The 17,158-nt window shown below is 68.8% G+C and carries 20 protein-coding genes; 12 read left to right on the forward strand and 8 right to left on the reverse strand.

Annotated elements, in window-relative coordinates; all coding sequences use genetic code 11:
- Positions 1–141 precede the first annotated feature (141 nt).
- The 3 genes from msuE to ACLQ2Q_RS03060 all read left to right on the forward strand — a co-directional run bounded on the left by msuE (position 142) and on the right by ACLQ2Q_RS03060 (position 2,379).
- The gene (gene msuE / locus ACLQ2Q_RS03050; RefSeq protein WP_425817807.1) at positions 142–765 is read left to right on the forward strand and encodes an FMN reductase; all 624 of its coding nucleotides are present in this window, start codon (positions 142–144) and stop codon (positions 763–765) included.
- A 102-nt stretch (positions 766–867) separates the two neighbouring features.
- Positions 868–1,302 (forward strand): SRPBCC family protein, encoded by a 435-nt coding sequence (locus tag ACLQ2Q_RS03055; RefSeq protein WP_425817809.1) that lies wholly within the window; start codon positions 868–870, stop codon positions 1,300–1,302.
- Between the two features lie 186 nt (positions 1,303–1,488).
- Positions 1,489–2,379 (forward strand): alpha/beta hydrolase fold domain-containing protein, encoded by an 891-nt coding sequence (locus ACLQ2Q_RS03060; RefSeq protein ID WP_425817811.1) that lies wholly within the window; start codon positions 1,489–1,491, stop codon positions 2,377–2,379.
- A gap of 44 nt (positions 2,380–2,423) precedes the next feature.
- Here the strand turns inward: ACLQ2Q_RS03060 and ACLQ2Q_RS03065 are convergent, their stop codons facing one another.
- Positions 2,424–3,398: an intradiol ring-cleavage dioxygenase gene (locus ACLQ2Q_RS03065; protein WP_425817813.1), complete on the reverse strand. Its 975-nt coding sequence runs from the start codon at positions 3,396–3,398 to the stop codon at positions 2,424–2,426.
- A gap of 140 nt (positions 3,399–3,538) precedes the next feature.
- Between ACLQ2Q_RS03065 and ACLQ2Q_RS03070 the strand changes: the two genes are divergently transcribed.
- Positions 3,539–4,252, forward strand: coding sequence for an SOS response-associated peptidase (locus ACLQ2Q_RS03070; RefSeq protein WP_425817815.1), 714 nt, complete (start codon positions 3,539–3,541; stop codon positions 4,250–4,252).
- A 23-nt stretch (positions 4,253–4,275) separates the two neighbouring features.
- Here ACLQ2Q_RS03070 and ACLQ2Q_RS03075 read toward each other — a convergent pair whose 3' ends face one another.
- Both ACLQ2Q_RS03075 and ACLQ2Q_RS03080 read right to left on the reverse strand, forming a co-directional pair.
- A complete protein-coding gene (locus tag ACLQ2Q_RS03075; RefSeq protein ID WP_425817817.1) occupies positions 4,276–5,133 on the reverse strand; it encodes an LLM class flavin-dependent oxidoreductase in 858 nt (285 codons plus the stop codon).
- Positions 5,134–5,225: 92 nt separating this feature from the next.
- On the reverse strand, positions 5,226–7,106 hold the full coding sequence (locus tag ACLQ2Q_RS03080) for an adenylyl cyclase (RefSeq protein WP_425817819.1): 1,881 nt from the start codon (positions 7,104–7,106) through the stop codon (positions 5,226–5,228).
- Between the two features lie 148 nt (positions 7,107–7,254).
- On the opposite strand from ACLQ2Q_RS03080, the gene ACLQ2Q_RS03085 reads away from it, so the two are divergent.
- Positions 7,255–8,292, forward strand: a complete 1,038-nt coding sequence (locus ACLQ2Q_RS03085) for an aldo/keto reductase (RefSeq protein ID WP_425817821.1) — start codon at positions 7,255–7,257, stop codon at positions 8,290–8,292.
- Between the two features lie 37 nt (positions 8,293–8,329).
- On the opposite strand, the gene ACLQ2Q_RS03090 is transcribed toward ACLQ2Q_RS03085, so the two are convergent.
- Positions 8,330–8,869, reverse strand: coding sequence for a WHG domain-containing protein (locus ACLQ2Q_RS03090; RefSeq protein WP_425817823.1), 540 nt, complete (start codon positions 8,867–8,869; stop codon positions 8,330–8,332).
- A gap of 53 nt (positions 8,870–8,922) precedes the next feature.
- Here ACLQ2Q_RS03090 and ACLQ2Q_RS03095 point away from each other — a divergent pair, with 53 nt between their 5' ends.
- Together ACLQ2Q_RS03095 and ACLQ2Q_RS03100 are read left to right on the forward strand one after the other, a co-directional pair.
- On the forward strand, positions 8,923–9,654 hold the full coding sequence (locus ACLQ2Q_RS03095) for an MBL fold metallo-hydrolase (RefSeq protein WP_425817825.1): 732 nt from the start codon (positions 8,923–8,925) through the stop codon (positions 9,652–9,654).
- 241 nt (positions 9,655–9,895) lie between these two features.
- Complete coding sequence (locus tag ACLQ2Q_RS03100) at positions 9,896–10,822, forward strand: alpha/beta hydrolase (protein ID WP_425817827.1); 927 nt, start codon at positions 9,896–9,898, stop codon at positions 10,820–10,822.
- 199 nt (positions 10,823–11,021) lie between these two features.
- On the opposite strand, the gene ACLQ2Q_RS03105 is transcribed toward ACLQ2Q_RS03100, so the two are convergent.
- Complete coding sequence (locus tag ACLQ2Q_RS03105) at positions 11,022–11,519, reverse strand: hypothetical protein (RefSeq protein ID WP_425817829.1); 498 nt, start codon at positions 11,517–11,519, stop codon at positions 11,022–11,024.
- A 3-nt stretch (positions 11,520–11,522) separates the two neighbouring features.
- A complete protein-coding gene (locus ACLQ2Q_RS03110) occupies positions 11,523–11,936 on the reverse strand; it encodes a DUF4383 domain-containing protein (protein WP_425817831.1) in 414 nt (137 codons plus the stop codon).
- A 180-nt stretch (positions 11,937–12,116) separates the two neighbouring features.
- Here ACLQ2Q_RS03110 and ACLQ2Q_RS03115 point away from each other — a divergent pair, with 180 nt between their 5' ends.
- A complete protein-coding gene (locus ACLQ2Q_RS03115) occupies positions 12,117–12,746 on the forward strand; it encodes a hypothetical protein (RefSeq protein WP_425817833.1) in 630 nt (209 codons plus the stop codon).
- 171 nt (positions 12,747–12,917) lie between these two features.
- Here ACLQ2Q_RS03115 and ACLQ2Q_RS03120 read toward each other — a convergent pair whose 3' ends face one another.
- Both ACLQ2Q_RS03120 and ACLQ2Q_RS03125 read right to left on the reverse strand, forming a co-directional pair.
- Positions 12,918–13,121 (reverse strand): cold-shock protein, encoded by a 204-nt coding sequence (locus tag ACLQ2Q_RS03120; protein ID WP_425817835.1) that lies wholly within the window; start codon positions 13,119–13,121, stop codon positions 12,918–12,920.
- Between the two features lie 90 nt (positions 13,122–13,211).
- Positions 13,212–14,327, reverse strand: a complete 1,116-nt coding sequence (locus tag ACLQ2Q_RS03125; RefSeq protein ID WP_425818609.1) for a fatty acid desaturase family protein — start codon at positions 14,325–14,327, stop codon at positions 13,212–13,214.
- Positions 14,328–14,608: 281 nt separating this feature from the next.
- On the opposite strand from ACLQ2Q_RS03125, the gene ACLQ2Q_RS03130 reads away from it, so the two are divergent.
- The 4 genes from ACLQ2Q_RS03130 to ACLQ2Q_RS03145 all read left to right on the forward strand — a co-directional run bounded on the left by ACLQ2Q_RS03130 (position 14,609) and on the right by ACLQ2Q_RS03145 (position 17,131).
- Positions 14,609–15,556 (forward strand): L,D-transpeptidase, encoded by a 948-nt coding sequence (locus tag ACLQ2Q_RS03130; protein ID WP_425817837.1) that lies wholly within the window; start codon positions 14,609–14,611, stop codon positions 15,554–15,556.
- 63 nt (positions 15,557–15,619) lie between these two features.
- Complete coding sequence (locus tag ACLQ2Q_RS03135; RefSeq protein ID WP_425817838.1) at positions 15,620–16,042, forward strand: SRPBCC family protein; 423 nt, start codon at positions 15,620–15,622, stop codon at positions 16,040–16,042.
- A complete protein-coding gene (locus ACLQ2Q_RS03140) occupies positions 16,039–16,332 on the forward strand; it encodes a DUF1905 domain-containing protein (RefSeq protein WP_425817840.1) in 294 nt (97 codons plus the stop codon). The genes ACLQ2Q_RS03135 and ACLQ2Q_RS03140 overlap by 4 nt, the downstream gene beginning before the upstream one ends.
- 244 nt (positions 16,333–16,576) lie before the next feature.
- The gene (locus tag ACLQ2Q_RS03145; protein WP_425817842.1) at positions 16,577–17,131 is read left to right on the forward strand and encodes a prepilin peptidase; all 555 of its coding nucleotides are present in this window, start codon (positions 16,577–16,579) and stop codon (positions 17,129–17,131) included.
- Positions 17,132–17,158: the final 27 nt, after the last annotated feature.

The raw sequence follows: 17,158 nt of genomic DNA on the forward strand, positions 1-17,158 counted from the left end.
GGCGGTGCAGGACCGCGTCGGACTGTCACGCTATCCGCGCGGCGCTCTTGCGGCTGCCCGCGTTACGCGTCGTGACACCCGTGTGACGCCCGGTGTCGGGGGAGAGGGGCGCCAGCTCCGGGATCGACGTAGCGTCACCTCATGACCACGATCGCCGCCCACCGCGAGTCCTCGCTCACGCCGCCATCCCTGCGCGCTCCGCTCAAGGTCGTCGGTGTGTCGGGGTCGCTGCACACACCCAGCAAGACCACCGCGCTCGTCTCGGAGATCATCGGCGCGGTGGGTCGCCGAGCGCGCATCGAATCGCAGCTGATCGAGCTCGCCCGGATCGGACCGTCGCTCGCCGGGGCGCTACGTCGCGACGACGTCACTCCCGAGGTCGACGCGGCGCTGCGCGCCATCGAGAGCGCGGATCTGCTCGTGGTCGCCAGTCCCGTCTACCGTGCGTCCTTCACCGGCCTGTTCAAGCACCTCTTCGACTTCGTCGACCAGTACGCACTGGTCGGGCGCCCCGTTCTGCTGGCCGCCACGGGCGGTGGCGAACGCCACGCGCTCATCATCGAGCACCAGCTTCGCCCGCTCTTCGGCTTCTTCCAGGCGATCACCCTGCCGTTGGGCGTCTACGCCAGCGCAGCCGACTTCGAGGGGAACGAGCTGCGCAGCGATGCGGCGCTACAGCGCATCGAGCAGGCTGTCGGCCGCGGGCTCCCCCTCATCGAGCAGGCGGCCGAACTGCAGACCTCGGCGTACGTCTCGACCTGGTAGGTCCGGCGTGGGCGCTTGACCCTCGCGCGGAGAGACACATACCCGGCACACGTCATCCGATCCGCGGCCCCACTTTCGACTCTCGGCGATAGCATTCGGCGCATGGCCGAGCCCGCATCATCGATCACCGTCCACCATCATTTCGATGCTGTGCAGAAGGTCGTGTGGGACGCATGGACGGATCCGGCGGTCGTGCGTCGCTGGTGGGGCTCGGACCCTGACGGGGTTGTGACATCCGCAGCACTCGATGTGCGACCGGGCGGCCGTTTCGCCATCTCATTCCAAGATTCCAGCGGTGACCTGCACACCTGCACGGGCGAGTACCTTCGGATCGAGGCGATGACCGAGCTGGATTTCACCTGGTCGTGGCTCAGCGAGACCAACGCCCCATCACGAGTGAGCGTGTTCTTCACGGCGGATGACACCGGCACGCGAATGCGTTTCGTGCACGGCGAACTCCGCGGCGGGTCGGATCACGATTACGAACAAGGCTGGCAACGCACCTTCGCGAAGCTGGACCGCGTCCTCGCCGGATAGCTGTCCGCGTCGCGCGCTTCCACCCGCTCGGTCAGGGGTAGGTATGGAACGGTGTCGATCGTCCCCGTCCCTGGACGTCTGACCGCTCGCCGAAGGCGAGGTCGAGCAGGGCGGCAAATCCCAGGGCAGGGGCATGAACCCAGCATCGCGTGCCTCGTCTCATCGTCCGTGCACGATGCTGGGGGGATGACACTCGTCGTTCCCGACGCTTTCGTGCCGCTGGCGCTGCGGCTGCTCCGCGCCAACCGCCCGTTCGTCACCGCTGAGGGCGCCAGGAGACGGATCCGGCAACGCGAGCTCCGGCCCATCCCGTACGGACCCCCGCCGCGGTTGCGGCCCGGCATCCGTCTCGACGTCGAGCATGTCGACGGCTGGCCGGTCTATACGATCCTGCCGCGGGAGATCCAGGGCGGTGCCGTCTACGTGCACGGTGGCGGCTGGGTCAACGAGATCGCGCCCCAGCACTGGCAACTGGCCGCTCGGATCGCCGACGAGGCGTCGATGGCGGTGACCGTGCCGATCTACCCGCTCGTCCCCTTCGGCACCGCGCGGCAGGCGCGCGAGGGGGTCCTCGCGCTGGTGCGTCGCAGTCGTGAGCGGTTCGGTGCGACGTGCCTTGCCGGCGATTCCGCGGGGGGTCAGATCGCCTTGTCCACCGCACTCGCGCTTCGCGACGAGGGCGTGGTCTTGCCGCACACCCTCCTCATCTCTCCTGCGCTCGACCTTTCCTGGAGCAACCCCCGAATCCCGGCGGTGCAGCCGACGGACCCGTGGCTCGGTACGCCCGGCGGCAAAGTCCTGGCAGAGCACTGGCGGGGCGGGTTGGACCTCCTCGATCCAGCCGTCAGTCCTCTCTTCGGCGACCTCGCCGGGCTCGGGCCGGTGACCGTCTTCACCGGGACACGCGACGTCCTCAACCCGGACGCGCACCTTCTTGCGGGAAGAGCTCATGCTGCTGGCGTGGCACTCGAGTTGCGGGAGGTCGCCGGGCAGGTGCACGTCTACCCGCTCATCCCCACGCGCGCGGGACTCGATGCGCAGCGCGAGGTGGTCCGGAGGATGCGAGAAGCGATCTAGGTTTCCCAAGGTCATCGCGCCGGATGTCACCCTCACGGCGGAGGTCAGGGGCGGCCGCCGCCGGGCCCGCCGCCTCCGGGCGCCGATCCGGCCGCCGGCACCGTGGCGGTGTCGACGCGCACGGTCAGCGCGACGGTGAAGCCGGCGGTCGTATCGCCGGTGACGGTCGCGAGTTGCAGCGCTCCGGCGTCGTCGCCGAAGACGTTGTCGCCGGCGAGGGACACCTGCGACATGTTCGCGCTTGATCCGTTGTACTCGGACAGGGCGTACACGGTGTCGCTGACGCCCTTGGGCAGGGCCACCTGAGAGGTGGCGATCACGTTGGCCGAGTCGGTGATCGCATCCAGAGTCGGGTAGACCTCGAAGTGGATGTGCGGCCACCGTCCCGCGTAACAGGCGGGGAAGATCGAGGTGAACGAGACCAGACCGTCAGGGCCCGCGACCTGGACGCCTCGGAGATAGGTCTGGTCTTCGACGCCCTCCGAGTACATCGAGTACCCGCCCTGGGCGTCGCAGTGCCACGCGTAGACGGCGACGTTCTGGAATGGGACATCGCCATGAGCGGCATCGAGGATCGTGAGGTTGAGCGTCATCGGTACGCCCTCGGCGGTCGCTCCGCCGTCGAGGCTGCTGCGGATGTCGCTGCGCACGATGCCCGACTGCTCCAAGATGTCGGGCCCGTTGGACCCATCGCCGGGGTACGGTCCCGCAGTCTCGTCCGGGATCTCACGCGCCGGGACGGCCGTCGAGCCGGGCGCAGAGGACTCGGTCGGGGTGTCGGTCGGAGACGATGTGGACGTGGGGGTCGAAGTGGTGCCCGTCGCGCTGGGCGCGCACGCCGCGAGCGCCGCCGCGCCCATCCCCACACCCACGAGGCTGAGGACCCCGCGTCGGCTGATGAGCGTGCGGATGTCGAACGGCGCGCCCTGGTCGACCACCTCCTCACGGGAATGATCGAGCAATCGGCCCTCGAAACGGGGGCCCTGCGTGGTCTGCTGCGGTTCGGGAATGCGGCGCATGATCTCTCCAAGCAAGTCGACGGAATCCTGACGAGAACCAGCATCCGGTCCCTGTCGATGACGCAACGTTGCGTCCGCTATGCGATTCCTATGTCGCCTGCCGGGTCACGCCGGGTGATGCGGGCTGGTACCCTCGGCGCATGTGTGGCCGGTTCGCGCTGAACGCCAAGACTGATGAGCTGATCCAGGAATTCGTCGCTGCCGGCGGGGACTTCCGCGAGTGGACGGGAAGCTATTCGATAGCGCCGACGAACACGGTGCCGATCGTGCGCGAGCGAGCGGACGAGAAGACCGGTGAGATCAGGCGGACGGTGGATGCCGCGGTGTGGAACTTCCATCCGGCGTTCATGAAGGAATCCAAGCGCCCCCAGTTCAACGCCCGCATCGAGACGGTCGCCACCAACGGTCTCTGGAAGGGCGCCTTCGCGTCCTCCCGAGCCCTGTTCCCGATGCTCGGCTACTACGAATGGACGGGAGAGCCGGGCAACAAGCAGGCGCACTTCCTGCGCGCTCAGTCAGGCGGACTTCTCGCGGCGGCGGGCATCTACACCGTTCGCAAGGTCGACGACGATTGGGAGGTCTCGGCGGCGATCATCACCCGTCCGGCGCGGGATGCGTCGGGCGAGATCCACGACCGGATGCCCGTCTTCCTCGAGCCGGCCGCCTGGGACCACTTCTTGACTCCGGACAAGCTGGATGCCGCCGGCAAGGAACAGCTGATCGAGCTGCTGAACGAGGAGTCCGACAAGGTCGCCGGCACCATCGCGGGTTACGAGGTGGATCGGCGAGTGAACAACACCCGCACCGCGGATCCCACCGACGCGTCCCTCATCGAACCCATCTCGACGGACTGACCCGCGCCCGATCGCGGAGCGCATCAGCCCCGAGGTCCCGCGCGGCGCCCTTCTTCGACGATTTCCCGGACGCGCGGCGCTGTCTCCTCTGCGAACGAGCGCAGGAACGCGCCATCGTCCGAGCCGACGATGAAGGTGCTGAACCCGTGCACCAGTGCCAGGTCCGCGAGGCGCTTCACCCCTTCCCGTCCGGAGATGTTCAGCAGCCGGCGCACGTCGGCGGGGGCGCGGCCCGCGCGATCCGCCGCGTCATCGATCCGCGCGTTCGCCTCGCGCAGATCCGCGGACTCCATGCGCCCGAGACTCGGCAGCCAGCCGTCGGCCTTGGCACCCGTGATCCCGAGCATGCGGGGCTTGTAGGCTCCCACCCAGATGGGGATTGCGTGGGCGGGAACCGGGCCGCGCTTGGCCCCGCGCACGGTGTCGTACCGGCCGCCGTGCAGAGGCGTGCGGTCACCGGGATCCCAGATGCCCCGGATCAGGTCGATCGCCTCGGACAGGGCGTCGACCGCCTGGCCCGGACTCAGGCGCCGACCGCCCATGGCCTCGATGGCATCCCAGAACGCACCGGCGCCCAGCCCCAGGTTGAAGCGTCCGTCGCTCAGCAGGTCGAGCGACGCCGCGGAACGGGCGATCACCGGCACCGGCCGCAGTGGCAGGTTGAGCACGTTCGGCGCGAGCTGGATCCTCGTCGTCACCGCGGCGACGTAGGAGAGCAGCGTCCACGTGTCGTGGAATCGGGGTTGATACGGATGGTCCTGGAACGCGACCAGGTCGTAGCCGAGCTCCTCGCTCAGCACGGCGAGGGCGACCGCTCCGTGCGGCTCGGCGTTCGTCGGAGTGATGAACGTGCCGAAGTGCAGCGGATGCCCGTAATCCATCCCTCCACTGTGACGCAGGAAACGTCCCGGCGGTGCGTGCTGCACCGCCGGGACGTCCGCCTACCGGCTGCCTGCCTCTCGGGGGGCGGGGCCTAGGGCGCCGGGTAGGCCGGCACGTACGCCGGAGCGCCCGTGTTCGTATTGTCGACCTGGCCACCCACGCCGTTCACCACGTGCTGGATGGTGCCGGCACTGAGGTTGACCGTCATGATGTGGTGCAGCCGCACGCCCGGCGCCTGAGGTGCCGTGAACCCGTTGGCCGTGACGATCGACGGGTTGTTCTGGTTGAAGACGTACACCCCGGCGCCGTCGAGGCGGTGCGTCGTGACATCCGGTCCCACGGCGTATCCGGGATAGCCGAGCGTGCCGTCGGGCTGTGTCCAGTCTGCCTGGGTCGGGGGATCGTACGGCAGCTCATTCTGATACAGGATGACGCGGCCGCCGTCGCCGTTCCACAGCGTGTTGTACTGCTGGAAGTGCTCCACGAACAGACCCGTGGCGGTCACGTTGTCGCCGTTGACGATCACGCCGTTGGTGCCGATGTTCGTCGCCCAGCGGTCGGTGTCGCCGTTCACTCCGTTGGTGAAGCCCTCGAGCCCGTGGTCGGCGCGCCACACCCAGATGTGGTCGATGAGCACGTGATCGGAATTGATCTCGACGGCCGTCGTCGCCTTGCCGACGTGCGGCCCACCGACGCGGAAGTACACGTCGTTGAGCGTGATCGGGTTCGAATCCGGCAGCTGCTTGCCGCTGTCCTTCCTGCCGACCTTCAGCAGCACAGGGGAGAGGCTTGTGCCCGCGTCGATCGTGATGCCGGCGACGACGACGCCCTCGACATCCTTGATCTCCATCGGGACCACGCCGTTCGCCGCGGTGAGCGTGGCGTGCCCGAGACCGAGCACCACCGTGTCGGCCCGCTTGACGTCGATCGTCCGGTCGATGTCGTAGAGGCCGGGCGTGAAGATCAGGTGCTGCCCGCGGGCCAGCGCGTTGTTGATGTCCTTCACGCTGTCCGACGGCGTCGCGAGAAAGAAGTCGGTGATCGGGATGCTGCGCCCCGCTGTCTCGCCATCGGCCCAGGAGACGCCGCTCGTGTTCGTCCGCGCGGCCGGCACTCGCACGTTGTAGGCGCCCGCGTCATCCACGGAGAGGTACGGCTTCTCCCGGCTGAGGGGGGTCTTCTCGATCGTCGTGTACGGGGGCGCCGGGAATGCGTCATCCGCAGGGGCGCCGACGACTCCCGAGAAGACCTGGTTCCACACGCCGTTGCTCCACCCCGCGACCTCGCTGTTGCGGGTCAGCCACTGCTGCTGCGACCCGCTGACGACGAAGGGCAGACGCGAGTCTGCGATGTACCCACCGCTGGCGTACTGCGGACCGGCGGTGCAGTAGTCCATGAGCGACAGGTTGGCACCCGAGATGTCCAGGCGGCGCATCGAGACCGCCTGCGAGACGGCCCAGAAGTTCGCGCTCGCGCGGCATTCGTCCTGCCCCGCCTTATTCACCTGGAGCGAGAGGTTGGAGATCGTGCGCCAGAAGTTGACGAGGGCGAGACAGTTGGCTGTTCCCCCGTCGGCGAGGCAGCGGTTGTAGACCTCGATGGCCCCGTTGATGTTGACATCCTCGGGCGACGCCCCGAGCCCGGCCACCTCGGTGTAGTAGCCGACCTCGAACTGCAGCGGCATCTCCGGCGTGCCATAGTCGCCCGGGAGGAAGTAGACGGCGTGCCTGCTGGTGCCCATCTCGTTGTTGCGCTGCTGGTCGGCGAGCTCGTCCATCGTGCTCTGGATCTCGGCCAAGGGAGTGTCCGGAGAGAAGACCGTGACGTTGGGCCCGAGGTCAGGGTCGTACGCATCGACCGCCCGAGGTGGAGCGGCGTGCGCCGGGGATGCCACCAGGGCGGCAGCGACGAGTGCCGCACCCGTCACGGAAGCGGCGAGACGTCGAAACCGACGCCTGGGTGTGCTGGTCATGCGAAAACCTCTCCATCGAGGGAATCGGCGGCGGATGCCACTCACTTACAGCACTGTAACCAAACGGTGAGAGCGTTCTCAAGGTTTGAACGTGATCCGTCCCGGTCGGCCGCGCAGCGGGTAGGGTGGCGCCGACGGAAGGAATGGGATGCAGCAGCGAATCCTCGGCAGGACCGGACGGAACGTCTCCGCGATCGGTCTCGGCACATGGCAGCTCGGCGCGGACTGGGGGGACGTCAGCGAGGAGGACGCTCGCGCGATCCTCACCGCGTCGGTCGATGCGGGTGTCACCCTCTTCGACACGGCGGATGTCTATGGCGACGGTCGTTCCGAGAAGCTGATCGGTGGGTTTCTCGCGGAGCGCGCCGAGGCCGGAGTCTTCGTCGCCACGAAGATGGGCAGGCGCGAGGCCCAGCTGCCCGAGAACTACGCGGCGGAGAACTTCCGCCTGTGGACCGACCGCTCCCGGGCCAACCTCGGGGTGGACACCCTCGACCTCGTGCAGCTGCACTGCCCGCCCAGCGAGGTCATCGAGGCCGACGCGACCTACGACGCGCTCGACGCCCTCGTCGCGGACGGGTCGATCGCCGCCTATGGCGTCTCGGTCGAGACCTGCGCTCAGGCACTGTCGGCCATCGCCCGGCCAGGGGTCGCGAGCATCCAGATCATCCTGAATCCGTTCCGGCTGAAGCCGCTCGACGAGGTGCTGCCTGCCGCGGAGGCCGCGGGAGTCGGCATCCTCGCCCGCGTCCCGCTCGCGTCCGGGCTCCTCTCCGGCCGGTACACCGCCGACACGACGTTTGCGGCTGACGACCACCGCAGCTACAACCGCCACGGCGAGGCGTTCGACCGTGGCGAGACGTTCTCGGGGGTCGACTTCGAGGTCGGGATCGAGGCGGCGCGCGAACTCGCCGCGGCCGTGCCGGAGGGGGTTTCGCTGCCGGCCGCATCGCTCGCCTGGGTGGCGTCGCGCCCGGGCGTGACCACCGTCATCCCCGGAGCGCGCACGGTCGCGCAGGGGGTCTCGAACGCGGATGCGGCGGCCCTGCTCGACGCCGACGCAGAGGACCGGCCGTTCGAGGACCTGGGATTCGACGTGGGCGGCTTCGATGTGGAGGCGTTCGCAGACGTCGTACGCGATGTGTACGACCGGCGACTCCGGGCCGACATCCACCCGCTCTGGTAGGTCGGCGGGAGCGCGCGGATCGCGCACGCCCGCGGACTCAGCGCGTGAGTCCGCGCGTGAGCGCCTCGATGCCGTAGTCGAACGCGCGGTCCACGTCCCCTCCGAGCTGGAAGGCGCCGGCGAGCTCCATGCCGACGAAGCCGCTCGCCCACGCGGTGATCGTGCGGGCGGCCTCGAGCGCGTTCTCCTCTCCGACAAGATCGCGGGCGGCGCGAAGGATCGGCTCGCTGTTCTGCGCCATCACCTCGGAGTTCGGGCGAGTGGCGTCGGGGCCGAGCGCGAAGATGAGCTGGTACGCCTGCGGGGACTCCTTCGCGAATGCCCGGAACTCGTGTGCGAAGTGCGCCAGCCCGGCATCCGTTCGCTCGAGCCGCTCGCGAAGATCGCGTACGGTGTCGTCGGCGACCAGGCCGACGAGCGAGTCGCGGTCTTTGACGTGCTTGTAGAGGGAGGGCGCACGCACACCGACCCGCGCGGCAACGGCCTGCATCGTGAGGCCTGGGAGCCCGTCGGCCTCGAGGATGTCGCGGCCGGCGGCGATGATGTCGGCGACGGATGTGCGCGGGGGAGTGGGCATCGGATCTCCTCGATAGCTATTGACAATAGCCATGATAGCTACGTATGATAGCCATGTCTACAGAGGAGGCAGCCATGGAACTGGCACCGCACATTCGCCGCATAGGCAACGACATCATCGCCGTGCATCTGATCGTGACCGACGAGGGGATCACCGTTGTCGACGCCGGGCTCGCCGGTCATCGGAAGGACCTGCTCGGCGAGCTCGAGGCCGTGGGTCGCTCGCTCGACGACGTGAAGGGAGTCATCCTCACGCACGGCGATTCCGATCATGTCGGCTTCGCCGAGCGGCTGCGCCGGGAGGCGGGTGTGCCGGTGTACGTCCACGAAGCGGATGCCGCGAGGGCCAAGGGCGCGAAGCCGCCGAAGACGGGCCGGCAGCACATGCATGTCGCACCGACGGTCGGGTTCTTCTGGTACTCGCTCCGCAAGGGCGGGCTCCGCACGACCGCGCTGAGCGAGGTCGTCGCGATGCGCGGCGGAGAGATCCTGCCCCTGCCGGGCGCGCCCCGCATCATCGAGCTGCCCGGGCACTCGCCGGGAAGCATCGCCGTGCACGTTCCGCTGGCCCGGGCGGTGTTCGTCGGGGACGCACTGACTACCCGGCACGTGCTCACGGGCGAGGTGGCGCCGCAGCCTGCGCCCTTCACCGACGATCCGGATGCCGCGGCCCGATCGCTCGATGCGATCGCCGATCTGGACGTGGACTGGGTCATTCCCGGCCACGGTGCACCCTGGCACGGCAGCCCGCGGGCGCTCGTCGACGCGATCCGCACCCGGTCCTGACCCAAAACCGCCCTCTGCTCCACCCTCACCCGACCCGGCCCGGCCACGACCCGGCCCGGCGCCACCCGGCCGCTGCCCACCGCCGCCGCCGCGCACAACGGCGGACTTCGTTCGCGACACGCCGGCAGCGGCATCCGTCACACGGCGTGTCGGCCCTGATTCCTGCCGTTGTGCGCGCGGGGATACCGAACGATGAGCATCGAGAACGCCCATAGTCTGAACGGACTCGACAGGAGACCCGATGACCGTGTTCCATCCCGACCTGCGCGCGGGCCGCTGCATCCCCAAGTTCTCGTACGGACCGCGCCTCGCGCGGTTCATGGCGACCAGGGCTCCCAAGCCCAAGGACCCTGGTGAGGGCGTGACGGCCGAGGAGCTCGTCGTGCGGGGTCCGCAGGGCGGGCCGGATGTCGTGCTCCGCGTCTTCCGGCCGGACGGGCTCACCGTCGCTGCACCGGCGCTCTTCTGGGTTCATGGCGGCGGGCTGATCGGCGGCTCCCCGCAGCAGGACGACGCGACGAACATCGCCTTCGCCCGTGAGCTCGGTATCACGGTCGCCGCGGTCGCCTACCGCTTCGCGCCGACCCATCCCGCACCGGCGGCTGTCGAGGACGTCTTCGCCGGTTATCTGGGGCTCCTCGAGCATGCCGAGCGGCTTCACATCGACACCGCGCGCGTGGCCATCGGCGGCGCGAGCGCCGGGGGAGGGCTGGCGGCGGCGCTGGCGCTCCTCATCTACGACCGCGGCGCGCCGGCGCCGGCGTTCCAGCTGCTGGTCTACCCGATGCTCGATGACCGGACGGCAGCGCGCACCGACATGGACACCCGCAACGTGCGGGTGTGGACGCCGGGAAGCAACAGATTCGCCTGGGAGTCGTATCTCGGGGCCGAGCCGGGCGGATCCGATGTCTCGCCGTACGCGGCTCCGGCGCGGCGGGTGGCGGTCTCCGGTCTTCCCCCGGCGTGGATCGGCGTCGGTACGCTCGATCTCTTCTACGAGGAGGACATCGAGTACGCGCGGCGCCTCAACGAGTCAGGGGTGGCCTGCGAGGTGTACGTCGTTCCCGGAGCGTTCCACGGGTTCGATGCGATCTTCCGGAAGGCTGACGTGACCCAGGAGTTCTGGGCCGAACAGGCACGGGCGCTGCGGGCGGTGCTCTTCGACTGAGGGTCGTGTCCTCAGGCGGCGCCGGCCGTTCACAAGGGCGGATGCCGTTGGCCGACGGGACGGACGGGGCGGTGTTCCGCGGCGTTTCGGCGGTGCACAACGGCGGAGATCGTGCTCGACATGCCGGACGAGAATCGTATCGCCCGGCGTGTCGGCAGAGATATCCGCCGTTGTGCAGCGCGGCGGCGTGCCGCTGCCGTCAGTGGCCACCGTGGCGCGACGTCTCGCCGTGGGGAACGGCATGCTCCCCAGCATCCGTCAGGGCGAGGGCGGGAGTCGTGAGCCCGGCGACCAGCGCGGCGCCGGCCAGCAGTCCGAGAAGGGTGCGTCCGGGGCGCTGCCGCGACGCCTCGTACGTGCTGCGGCGAGGCGATCGCCGTCTCTCCGCGCGCAGCACCGCCGCGGCGGCGAAGGCGATCACGAGCAGCAGGACGGCTGCCGCGGCGAGCGGCACCCCGGCGAAAGAGCCGGAGAGGCCCGCGATTCCCGACACCCCGATGGCGCCGAGCGCCGCACCCATCACGACGCGGGGCCGGGTCATCCGCCCGCTGCGGAGCGCATACACGCCCCACGCGAGCTCCAGCGCACCCATCGCGCCGAGCAGCACTGCCCAGAGGGGCGAAGAGCCGGCCGCCACGGCGAGGTGGATGAGGCCCGCCCCCCACGCACAGAGGGCGGGCCACTGACGCGTGAGCATGGGTCAGGCCACCGCAGTCCGGGTCGAGACGACCTTGTCGGCCGCGAGACCCGTGGCCAGCAGCACGATCGCGCTCGCGAGGTGCAGGAAGTGGTCGGCCGTGTTGAGGGCCAGGATGTTGGCCGCCGTGTTCACCAGGAAGAACCCGACGATGCCGAGCAGCAGGTATGCCGCGCCGACGACGACGTTGACGGTCTTCGCCGCCTTGACCGAGACGAGGCCCCCGATGAGCAGCGCGGCGCCGATCAGCAGGTGGGCGATGTTGTGCAGGGGGTTCACGGCGAAGATCCCCAGCAGCAGGCCGCCCTCCGTCGCGATGAATCCGACGCCGCCGGTGTAGGTGAAGCCGAGCAGTCCGACGAGCAGGTAGACGGCGCCGAAGACCACCCCGACGATCCGATTTGGTGAATTGCGCATGACGGGACTCCATTCCGCACGGACTGTCCGTGTCGACAAGTCTTCGGAGTGGACGCCCGATCGGATGTCCCGGCGATGCAGCAGGATGCGCTGAGCACCTCCGAGTGGTTGAGTGTGAGCACCAGTCCGCAACGGATGCCCGCCCCCGCCGGCCGCCGTCGCAGCACGGAAGGATCCTCGATGGCACCGCCCAGCGTGCGCGTTGCGGTCGCTCTCGGAGCCCTTTTCGGCTTCGCGTGGGCGGCCGCCTTCCGGGCCTATATGAGCGAGCTCGCGGGGCCTGCCTCGAAGATCGACTGGTTCGGAACCTTCGGTGCCATCGTGCTGCCTGGCGCCATCGTCGGTGGCCTGCTCGGCTGGGCGCATGCGCTGCGGATGCGCGGCGGCCGGCCCGGCTGGCGCTGGCTCGCACTCGCCCCGCTTCTCTTCGCTGTCGCGCCGATGTTTCTGCCGGGAGCGCTGGAGGCCCTCGTCACCGAGGGGCTCGGCGGGGGAGCGGTCGGGGTGGCGCTGCTCGCGATCGGCGGCGGATTCGCGATCTCCGGTCGAGGTCCACTGTGGGCGCGCATCGTCTGCGGGGTCATGAGCGCTGTGCTGCTGGCGGGCGCCGCCGCGACCGCGCTGTTCCTCGGGCGCGCTGCGTTGCCCGGCAATGAGGCGCGCGGCTGGTGGACCCTGCTGCTGGCGGCATCGCTGCTGATGATCCTCGTGCTCGCGGCATCGATCCCGTTCCGTCCCGTGTTGACGCACGCGCCGGCCGGGCTGCGGCCGAACGGCGGGCCGGAATCAGGCTCGTCGGGGCGCGAGTGATCCGGTGAAGCGGCGGCGCGGGCGGATCCGGTAGTCCGGCCTGCTTGCGGCACGGCTTGCGTCACCCGCAGGCGGGAACTTCCGGGACGCGAAGCGAGGATGCGGCCGCCCACACGCCGCACGCATGACGAAGCGCCCGGCCCCAAGGGACCGGGCGCTTCGCAGAGAAGACTAGACGAGACGGATGTTCTCCGCCTGCAGGCCCTTGGGGCCGCGAGCGGTGTCGAACTCGACACGCTGGTTCTCTTCGAGGCTGCGGTAACCGCCGGTGGCGATTGCGCTGTAGTGAGCGAAGACGTCGGCGGTGCCGTCGTCAGGAGCGATGAAGCCGAAGCCCTTTTCGGAGTTGAACCACTTAACGGTGCCGGTGGTCATGATGTTATTCCTTACTTTCGTTGTACCGGGGCCAGTACTCCGGCCCCATCTCGCGCCGCACCGTAGTGCGGAGACGTTCTGTGGGAGACGCTAGACGCGCCTGAACTGTCCTACAAGGGGGCAGTCGAAGGGATCGCGGGCCGAGAGGCCCACGCGGTTGAGATATTCGATCACGATGCCGTAAGAACGGATCAGTGTTGTCTCAGTGTACGGAACATCGAGCGTCTTGCAGTACTCACGTACGATTTCGCTCGCACGGGCCAGGTACGGCCGCGGCATGTTCGGGAAGAGGTGGTGCTCCACCTGGTAGTTGAGACCGCCCATGAGGGTCGATGCCCAGACGCGGCCCTTGATGTTGCGCGAGGTCAGCACCTGCTTGCTGAAGAAGTCGACTTTCGCGTCCTTCGCGATGATCGGCATGCCCTTGTGGTTCGGAGCGAAAGAGGCTCCCATGTAGAGGCCGAAGACGGCGAGCTGCACGCCGAGGAAGGCGAACGCCATGCCGAGCGGAAGGAACCAGAACAGGACGCCGAGGTAGAGCGCGAAGCGCAGCGCGATGCTGGTCAGCTCGATCCAACGGCCCTTCACCGGTGCGCGGGAGACCAGCGTCCTGATCGATATGAAGTGCAGGTTCACGCCCTCGAGCAGCAGCAGCGGGAAGAATGCGTAGCCCTGCTTGCGGGTGATGAGGGCGCGAAGGCCCTTGGCCGAGGCGGCATCCTCTTCGATGAAGGAGATGGTGTCGATCTCGATGTCGGGGTCGCGACCGATCTGGTTCGGATTCGCGTGGTGACGGGTGTGCTTCGTCATCCACCAGGCGTAGCTCATGCCGACCACGAACGTGGCGAGAAAGCGACCGAGGCGATCGTTGTTCGGACCGGACTTCAGGATCTGCCGGTGCGAGGCCTCATGGGCGAGGAAGGCGAACTGGGTGAAGATGATGCCGAGTGCGGCGGCCATGAGCAGCTGGAACCAGCTGTCGCCGAGCAGCCAGATTCCGAAGCCCGTCGCGACGAGCGCGACGGTGAGTCCGGAGCCGACGAGGGCGTAGAACCAGCGGGCCCGACGAAGCAGACCCGATTCCTTCACCACTCGGGAGACCGCGGAGTAGGACTGCGCGATGTTGGGCGCTGACCCTTGGATGCGGGGGCGGGTTTCGCGGACGGGACCGGCCCCAGCAAGGGCCGTATATGCCGTAGAAGAGATATGTCTCTCACTTCGCTCGGCGGTCCGTTGCCCGGACCTGGGTTACGCCAAAGGCAAACCGCCGATCGCTTCTTTCAATGTAGCGTGCCGGTGGCCCGGGGGGCTGGGATTGACCTGGCAATTAACCCCGTGGTAACGCGTATGCCGATTTCACGAAGTATCCGGAACCGGACACTGATGTCCCATCCTTCCGCGGCGGCAGCAGCGTCCGTCCGGTGCCGACACGCCGGAGGACGAGCGCGCCGCTTGACCCTCCGTCGTCCGGCGCGGACGATGAACTCATGCCGGAGGCGAGGGAACAGGATGCCGCGGCCGCGCCCCCGCGGCGCCGTCGCGCAGTGGTTGTCGCCCTGGCCGTCCTCGTCGCCCTGGCCACCGGCATCGGCACCGCTTACCTCCTCGCTTCACGCGACGCCGCGCCGGTCGTGGCGGTCGAAACGACGGCCCCGGCATCCACCCCGCCGACGGATCGCACGGCGACACCGACTCCGACACCGACCCCGGCACCCACCGGGCCGCCCGCGAACACGACGGTCTACGACACGGTCTCCCTTCCCCCCGTCGACGTGTTCGGGATCCACGCCGCCCTTCCGGTCGACGACGACCCGTTCGGCGCGGTGACGCCGTGGCGCGCGCGGTCCGCGGCGGCGTTCGCCCCTGTCTTCGCCGACCCCCTCGGCCAACCCGTCGCCGCGCTGCCTCGTGAGTACGTGTACGGCGGCACGGTGGTACCCGTTCTCGAGCGCCAGGAGCACTGGGTGAAGGTGCTGCTCGTCGGTCGCCAGGCGATGCCGTCGCAGGGGAACCCTCGCCAGCTCACGGGCTGGCTCCGCGCCCAGGATGTCGAGCTCACGCCCGGCGATGTCGCCGTAGATGTGAGCATCTCTGCCAGGACGATCGATATCGTGCGCGCGGGCGTGGCCGAGCGCGTCGCTACCGACTTTGGCTGGGGTGTCGAGGCGACGCCGACGCCGCTCGGCCGTGCGTTCCTGATGACCACGCGCATCGAACCGGAGTACGCGTACACACGAGGCAACCCGATCATCTACCTTTCGGTGCAGTCGGAGACGCTCGACGGGTTCGGCGGCGCGCCGGTTGCCATCACCGCCTTCCACTACCACGACGTGCGTTCCGGGCCCGTCTCCAACGGATGCCTCCGCGTCGGCGCCGAAGTGACACAGGCGCTCGCCGCGCTGCCCGACGGCACGCCCGTCACTCTCCGGCCGTGATCTCCTCTTCCGCGCCCGGAAACCGGTCGCGGCGGCATCCCGAGTAGCCGTATCGTGACGTGCATGCCAGAGCTCGAGACATCCGTGATCGTCGATGCGACGGTCGGCGAGGTGTGGGAGGCGTTCACCGATGCCCACGTCTTCGCCACGTGGCTGTGGCCCGCCTCGTTCGGCACGATCGCCGAGATCGAGGCGCAGCCCGGCGGATCGTGGTCGGCGCGTTCCACGTCCATCGGCATCGGCGTCTCCGGCGTGTACTCCGAGTTGGACAAGCCGTCCACCTTGCGCTCGACGTGGGTGTGGGATGGCGAGCCCGAGGTCACCGACATCGCTGTGCACGCGGAGCCTGAGTCATCCGGTGCGACGCGCGTCACCGTGACCCACGCGGGCTTCGCCGACGAGGAGGCCCGCGATGACCACGTGCTGGGCTGGACCGACTGCCTCGCGCGGCTCGTCGACCGGTTCGAGCCCGGGGAGCCGGTGTGAAGATCGAGTTCGAAAGCGAGGTCACCCACTGGGAGGCCCGTGACGACTCGTCGTGGTACTTCGTCCACCTTCCCGAAGAGCTCTCGAACGACATCAAGGAACTGCCCCGGCCGGCGCGCGGGTTCGGCTCACTGCGGGTACGCGCCAGAATCGGCCGGACCTCGTGGGCGACCTCCATCTTTCCCGGATCCGCGGGGTACGCCCTGCCGTTGAAGAAGGCGGTCCGCGATGCCGAGGGACTGGAGCTGGGCTCAGTGGCTGTCGTGGAAGTCGAGCTGATCGACCTTTAGTTCTGCTCAGGTTTCGCTCGGCGCGGGTGGGTCGAGTTGACACAACATGAGAGAACGCTCATGATTTGTCAGGGGAGTAGCGGCGCTGGGGGCGCCGTCGCCATCCAGCTCTGGGGAGAGGCTGGACCGGATTCGGTCCGGCGGCATCGTGACGACGTTCGCGATGTTCGCGGTGGTTCTACTCGCCGGGTCACGGTGGCACGATCCGGTGGCATGCGAGCCGGGAAGCGCGACAGGACAGGTGATGGCCGATATCTCATATCAGGCCATCGCTGTCCTGTCGCTCGCCGGGCCGGCGTCGTGGGTCGTGCTCGCCGCCTACCTGTACTTCCTGTCGATCAGCGTGGTCCTGGCATCCATCGACATCGCGACCCACCGTCTGCCGAACGCCATCGTGCTTCCGGGCTATGTCGTCGGCCTCACGCTGTTCACGGTGGCGTGCCTCGTCGGCGCGCCCTGGCAGCAATTGGTGCGCGGCGTGATCGGTATGGCGGTGCTCTACTGCTTCTACCTGGTTCTGCGTCTGATCCGCCCTGGCGGGATGGGCGGCGGTGACGTCAAGCTCGCCGGTGTCATCGGGCTGTACCTCGGGTGGGTCGGATGGGGAGCCTTGGCGGTCGGCGCCTTCGCCGCCTTCCTGCTGGGAGGCGCCTACGGCGTCGTCCTTCTCGCCTCCCGGCGCGCCGACCGGCGCACGGCGATCCCGTTCGGCCCGTGGATGATCGCCGGGGCGTGGATCGGCATCCTGCTCGGTGAGGCCGTGAGCCGGTGGTACGTCGGAGTCCTCGGAGGCGTCTAGTCACCGCACGAGTGGATCCGCGAAGCT

This window comes from Microbacterium sp. DT81.1 (assembly GCF_049844955.1).
Classification (GTDB): domain Bacteria; phylum Actinomycetota; class Actinomycetes; order Actinomycetales; family Microbacteriaceae; genus Microbacterium.

Excerpts from the sequence above, each read along its gene's own strand:
- ACLQ2Q_RS03145 (WP_425817842.1), top strand. The coding sequence starts at position 16,577 with ATGGCCGATATCTCATATCAGGCCATCGCTGTCCTGTCGCTCGCCGGG.
- ACLQ2Q_RS03110 (WP_425817831.1), bottom strand. The coding sequence starts at position 11,936 with ATGCGCAATTCACCAAATCGGATCGTCGGGGTGGTCTTCGGCGCCGTC.
- msuE (WP_425817807.1), top strand. The coding sequence starts at position 142 with ATGACCACGATCGCCGCCCACCGCGAGTCCTCGCTCACGCCGCCATCC.
- ACLQ2Q_RS03120 (WP_425817835.1), bottom strand. The coding sequence starts at position 13,121 with ATGACCACCGGCACCGTTAAGTGGTTCAACTCCGAAAAGGGCTTCGGC.
- ACLQ2Q_RS03105 (WP_425817829.1), bottom strand. The coding sequence starts at position 11,519 with ATGCTCACGCGTCAGTGGCCCGCCCTCTGTGCGTGGGGGGCGGGCCTC.
- ACLQ2Q_RS03095 (WP_425817825.1), top strand. The coding sequence starts at position 8,923 with ATGTCTACAGAGGAGGCAGCCATGGAACTGGCACCGCACATTCGCCGC.
- ACLQ2Q_RS03070 (WP_425817815.1), top strand. The coding sequence starts at position 3,539 with ATGTGTGGCCGGTTCGCGCTGAACGCCAAGACTGATGAGCTGATCCAG.
- ACLQ2Q_RS03080 (WP_425817819.1), bottom strand. The coding sequence starts at position 7,106 with ATGACCAGCACACCCAGGCGTCGGTTTCGACGTCTCGCCGCTTCCGTG.
- ACLQ2Q_RS03090 (WP_425817823.1), bottom strand. The coding sequence starts at position 8,869 with ATGCCCACTCCCCCGCGCACATCCGTCGCCGACATCATCGCCGCCGGC.
- ACLQ2Q_RS03065 (WP_425817813.1), bottom strand. The coding sequence starts at position 3,398 with ATGCGCCGCATTCCCGAACCGCAGCAGACCACGCAGGGCCCCCGTTTC.
- ACLQ2Q_RS03130 (WP_425817837.1), top strand. The coding sequence starts at position 14,609 with ATGCCGGAGGCGAGGGAACAGGATGCCGCGGCCGCGCCCCCGCGGCGC.
- ACLQ2Q_RS03060 (WP_425817811.1), top strand. The coding sequence starts at position 1,489 with ATGACACTCGTCGTTCCCGACGCTTTCGTGCCGCTGGCGCTGCGGCTG.
- ACLQ2Q_RS03075 (WP_425817817.1), bottom strand. The coding sequence starts at position 5,133 with ATGGATTACGGGCATCCGCTGCACTTCGGCACGTTCATCACTCCGACG.
- ACLQ2Q_RS03115 (WP_425817833.1), top strand. The coding sequence starts at position 12,117 with ATGGCACCGCCCAGCGTGCGCGTTGCGGTCGCTCTCGGAGCCCTTTTC.
- ACLQ2Q_RS03100 (WP_425817827.1), top strand. The coding sequence starts at position 9,896 with ATGACCGTGTTCCATCCCGACCTGCGCGCGGGCCGCTGCATCCCCAAG.
- ACLQ2Q_RS03135 (WP_425817838.1), top strand. The coding sequence starts at position 15,620 with ATGCCAGAGCTCGAGACATCCGTGATCGTCGATGCGACGGTCGGCGAG.
- ACLQ2Q_RS03085 (WP_425817821.1), top strand. The coding sequence starts at position 7,255 with ATGCAGCAGCGAATCCTCGGCAGGACCGGACGGAACGTCTCCGCGATC.
- ACLQ2Q_RS03055 (WP_425817809.1), top strand. The coding sequence starts at position 868 with ATGGCCGAGCCCGCATCATCGATCACCGTCCACCATCATTTCGATGCT.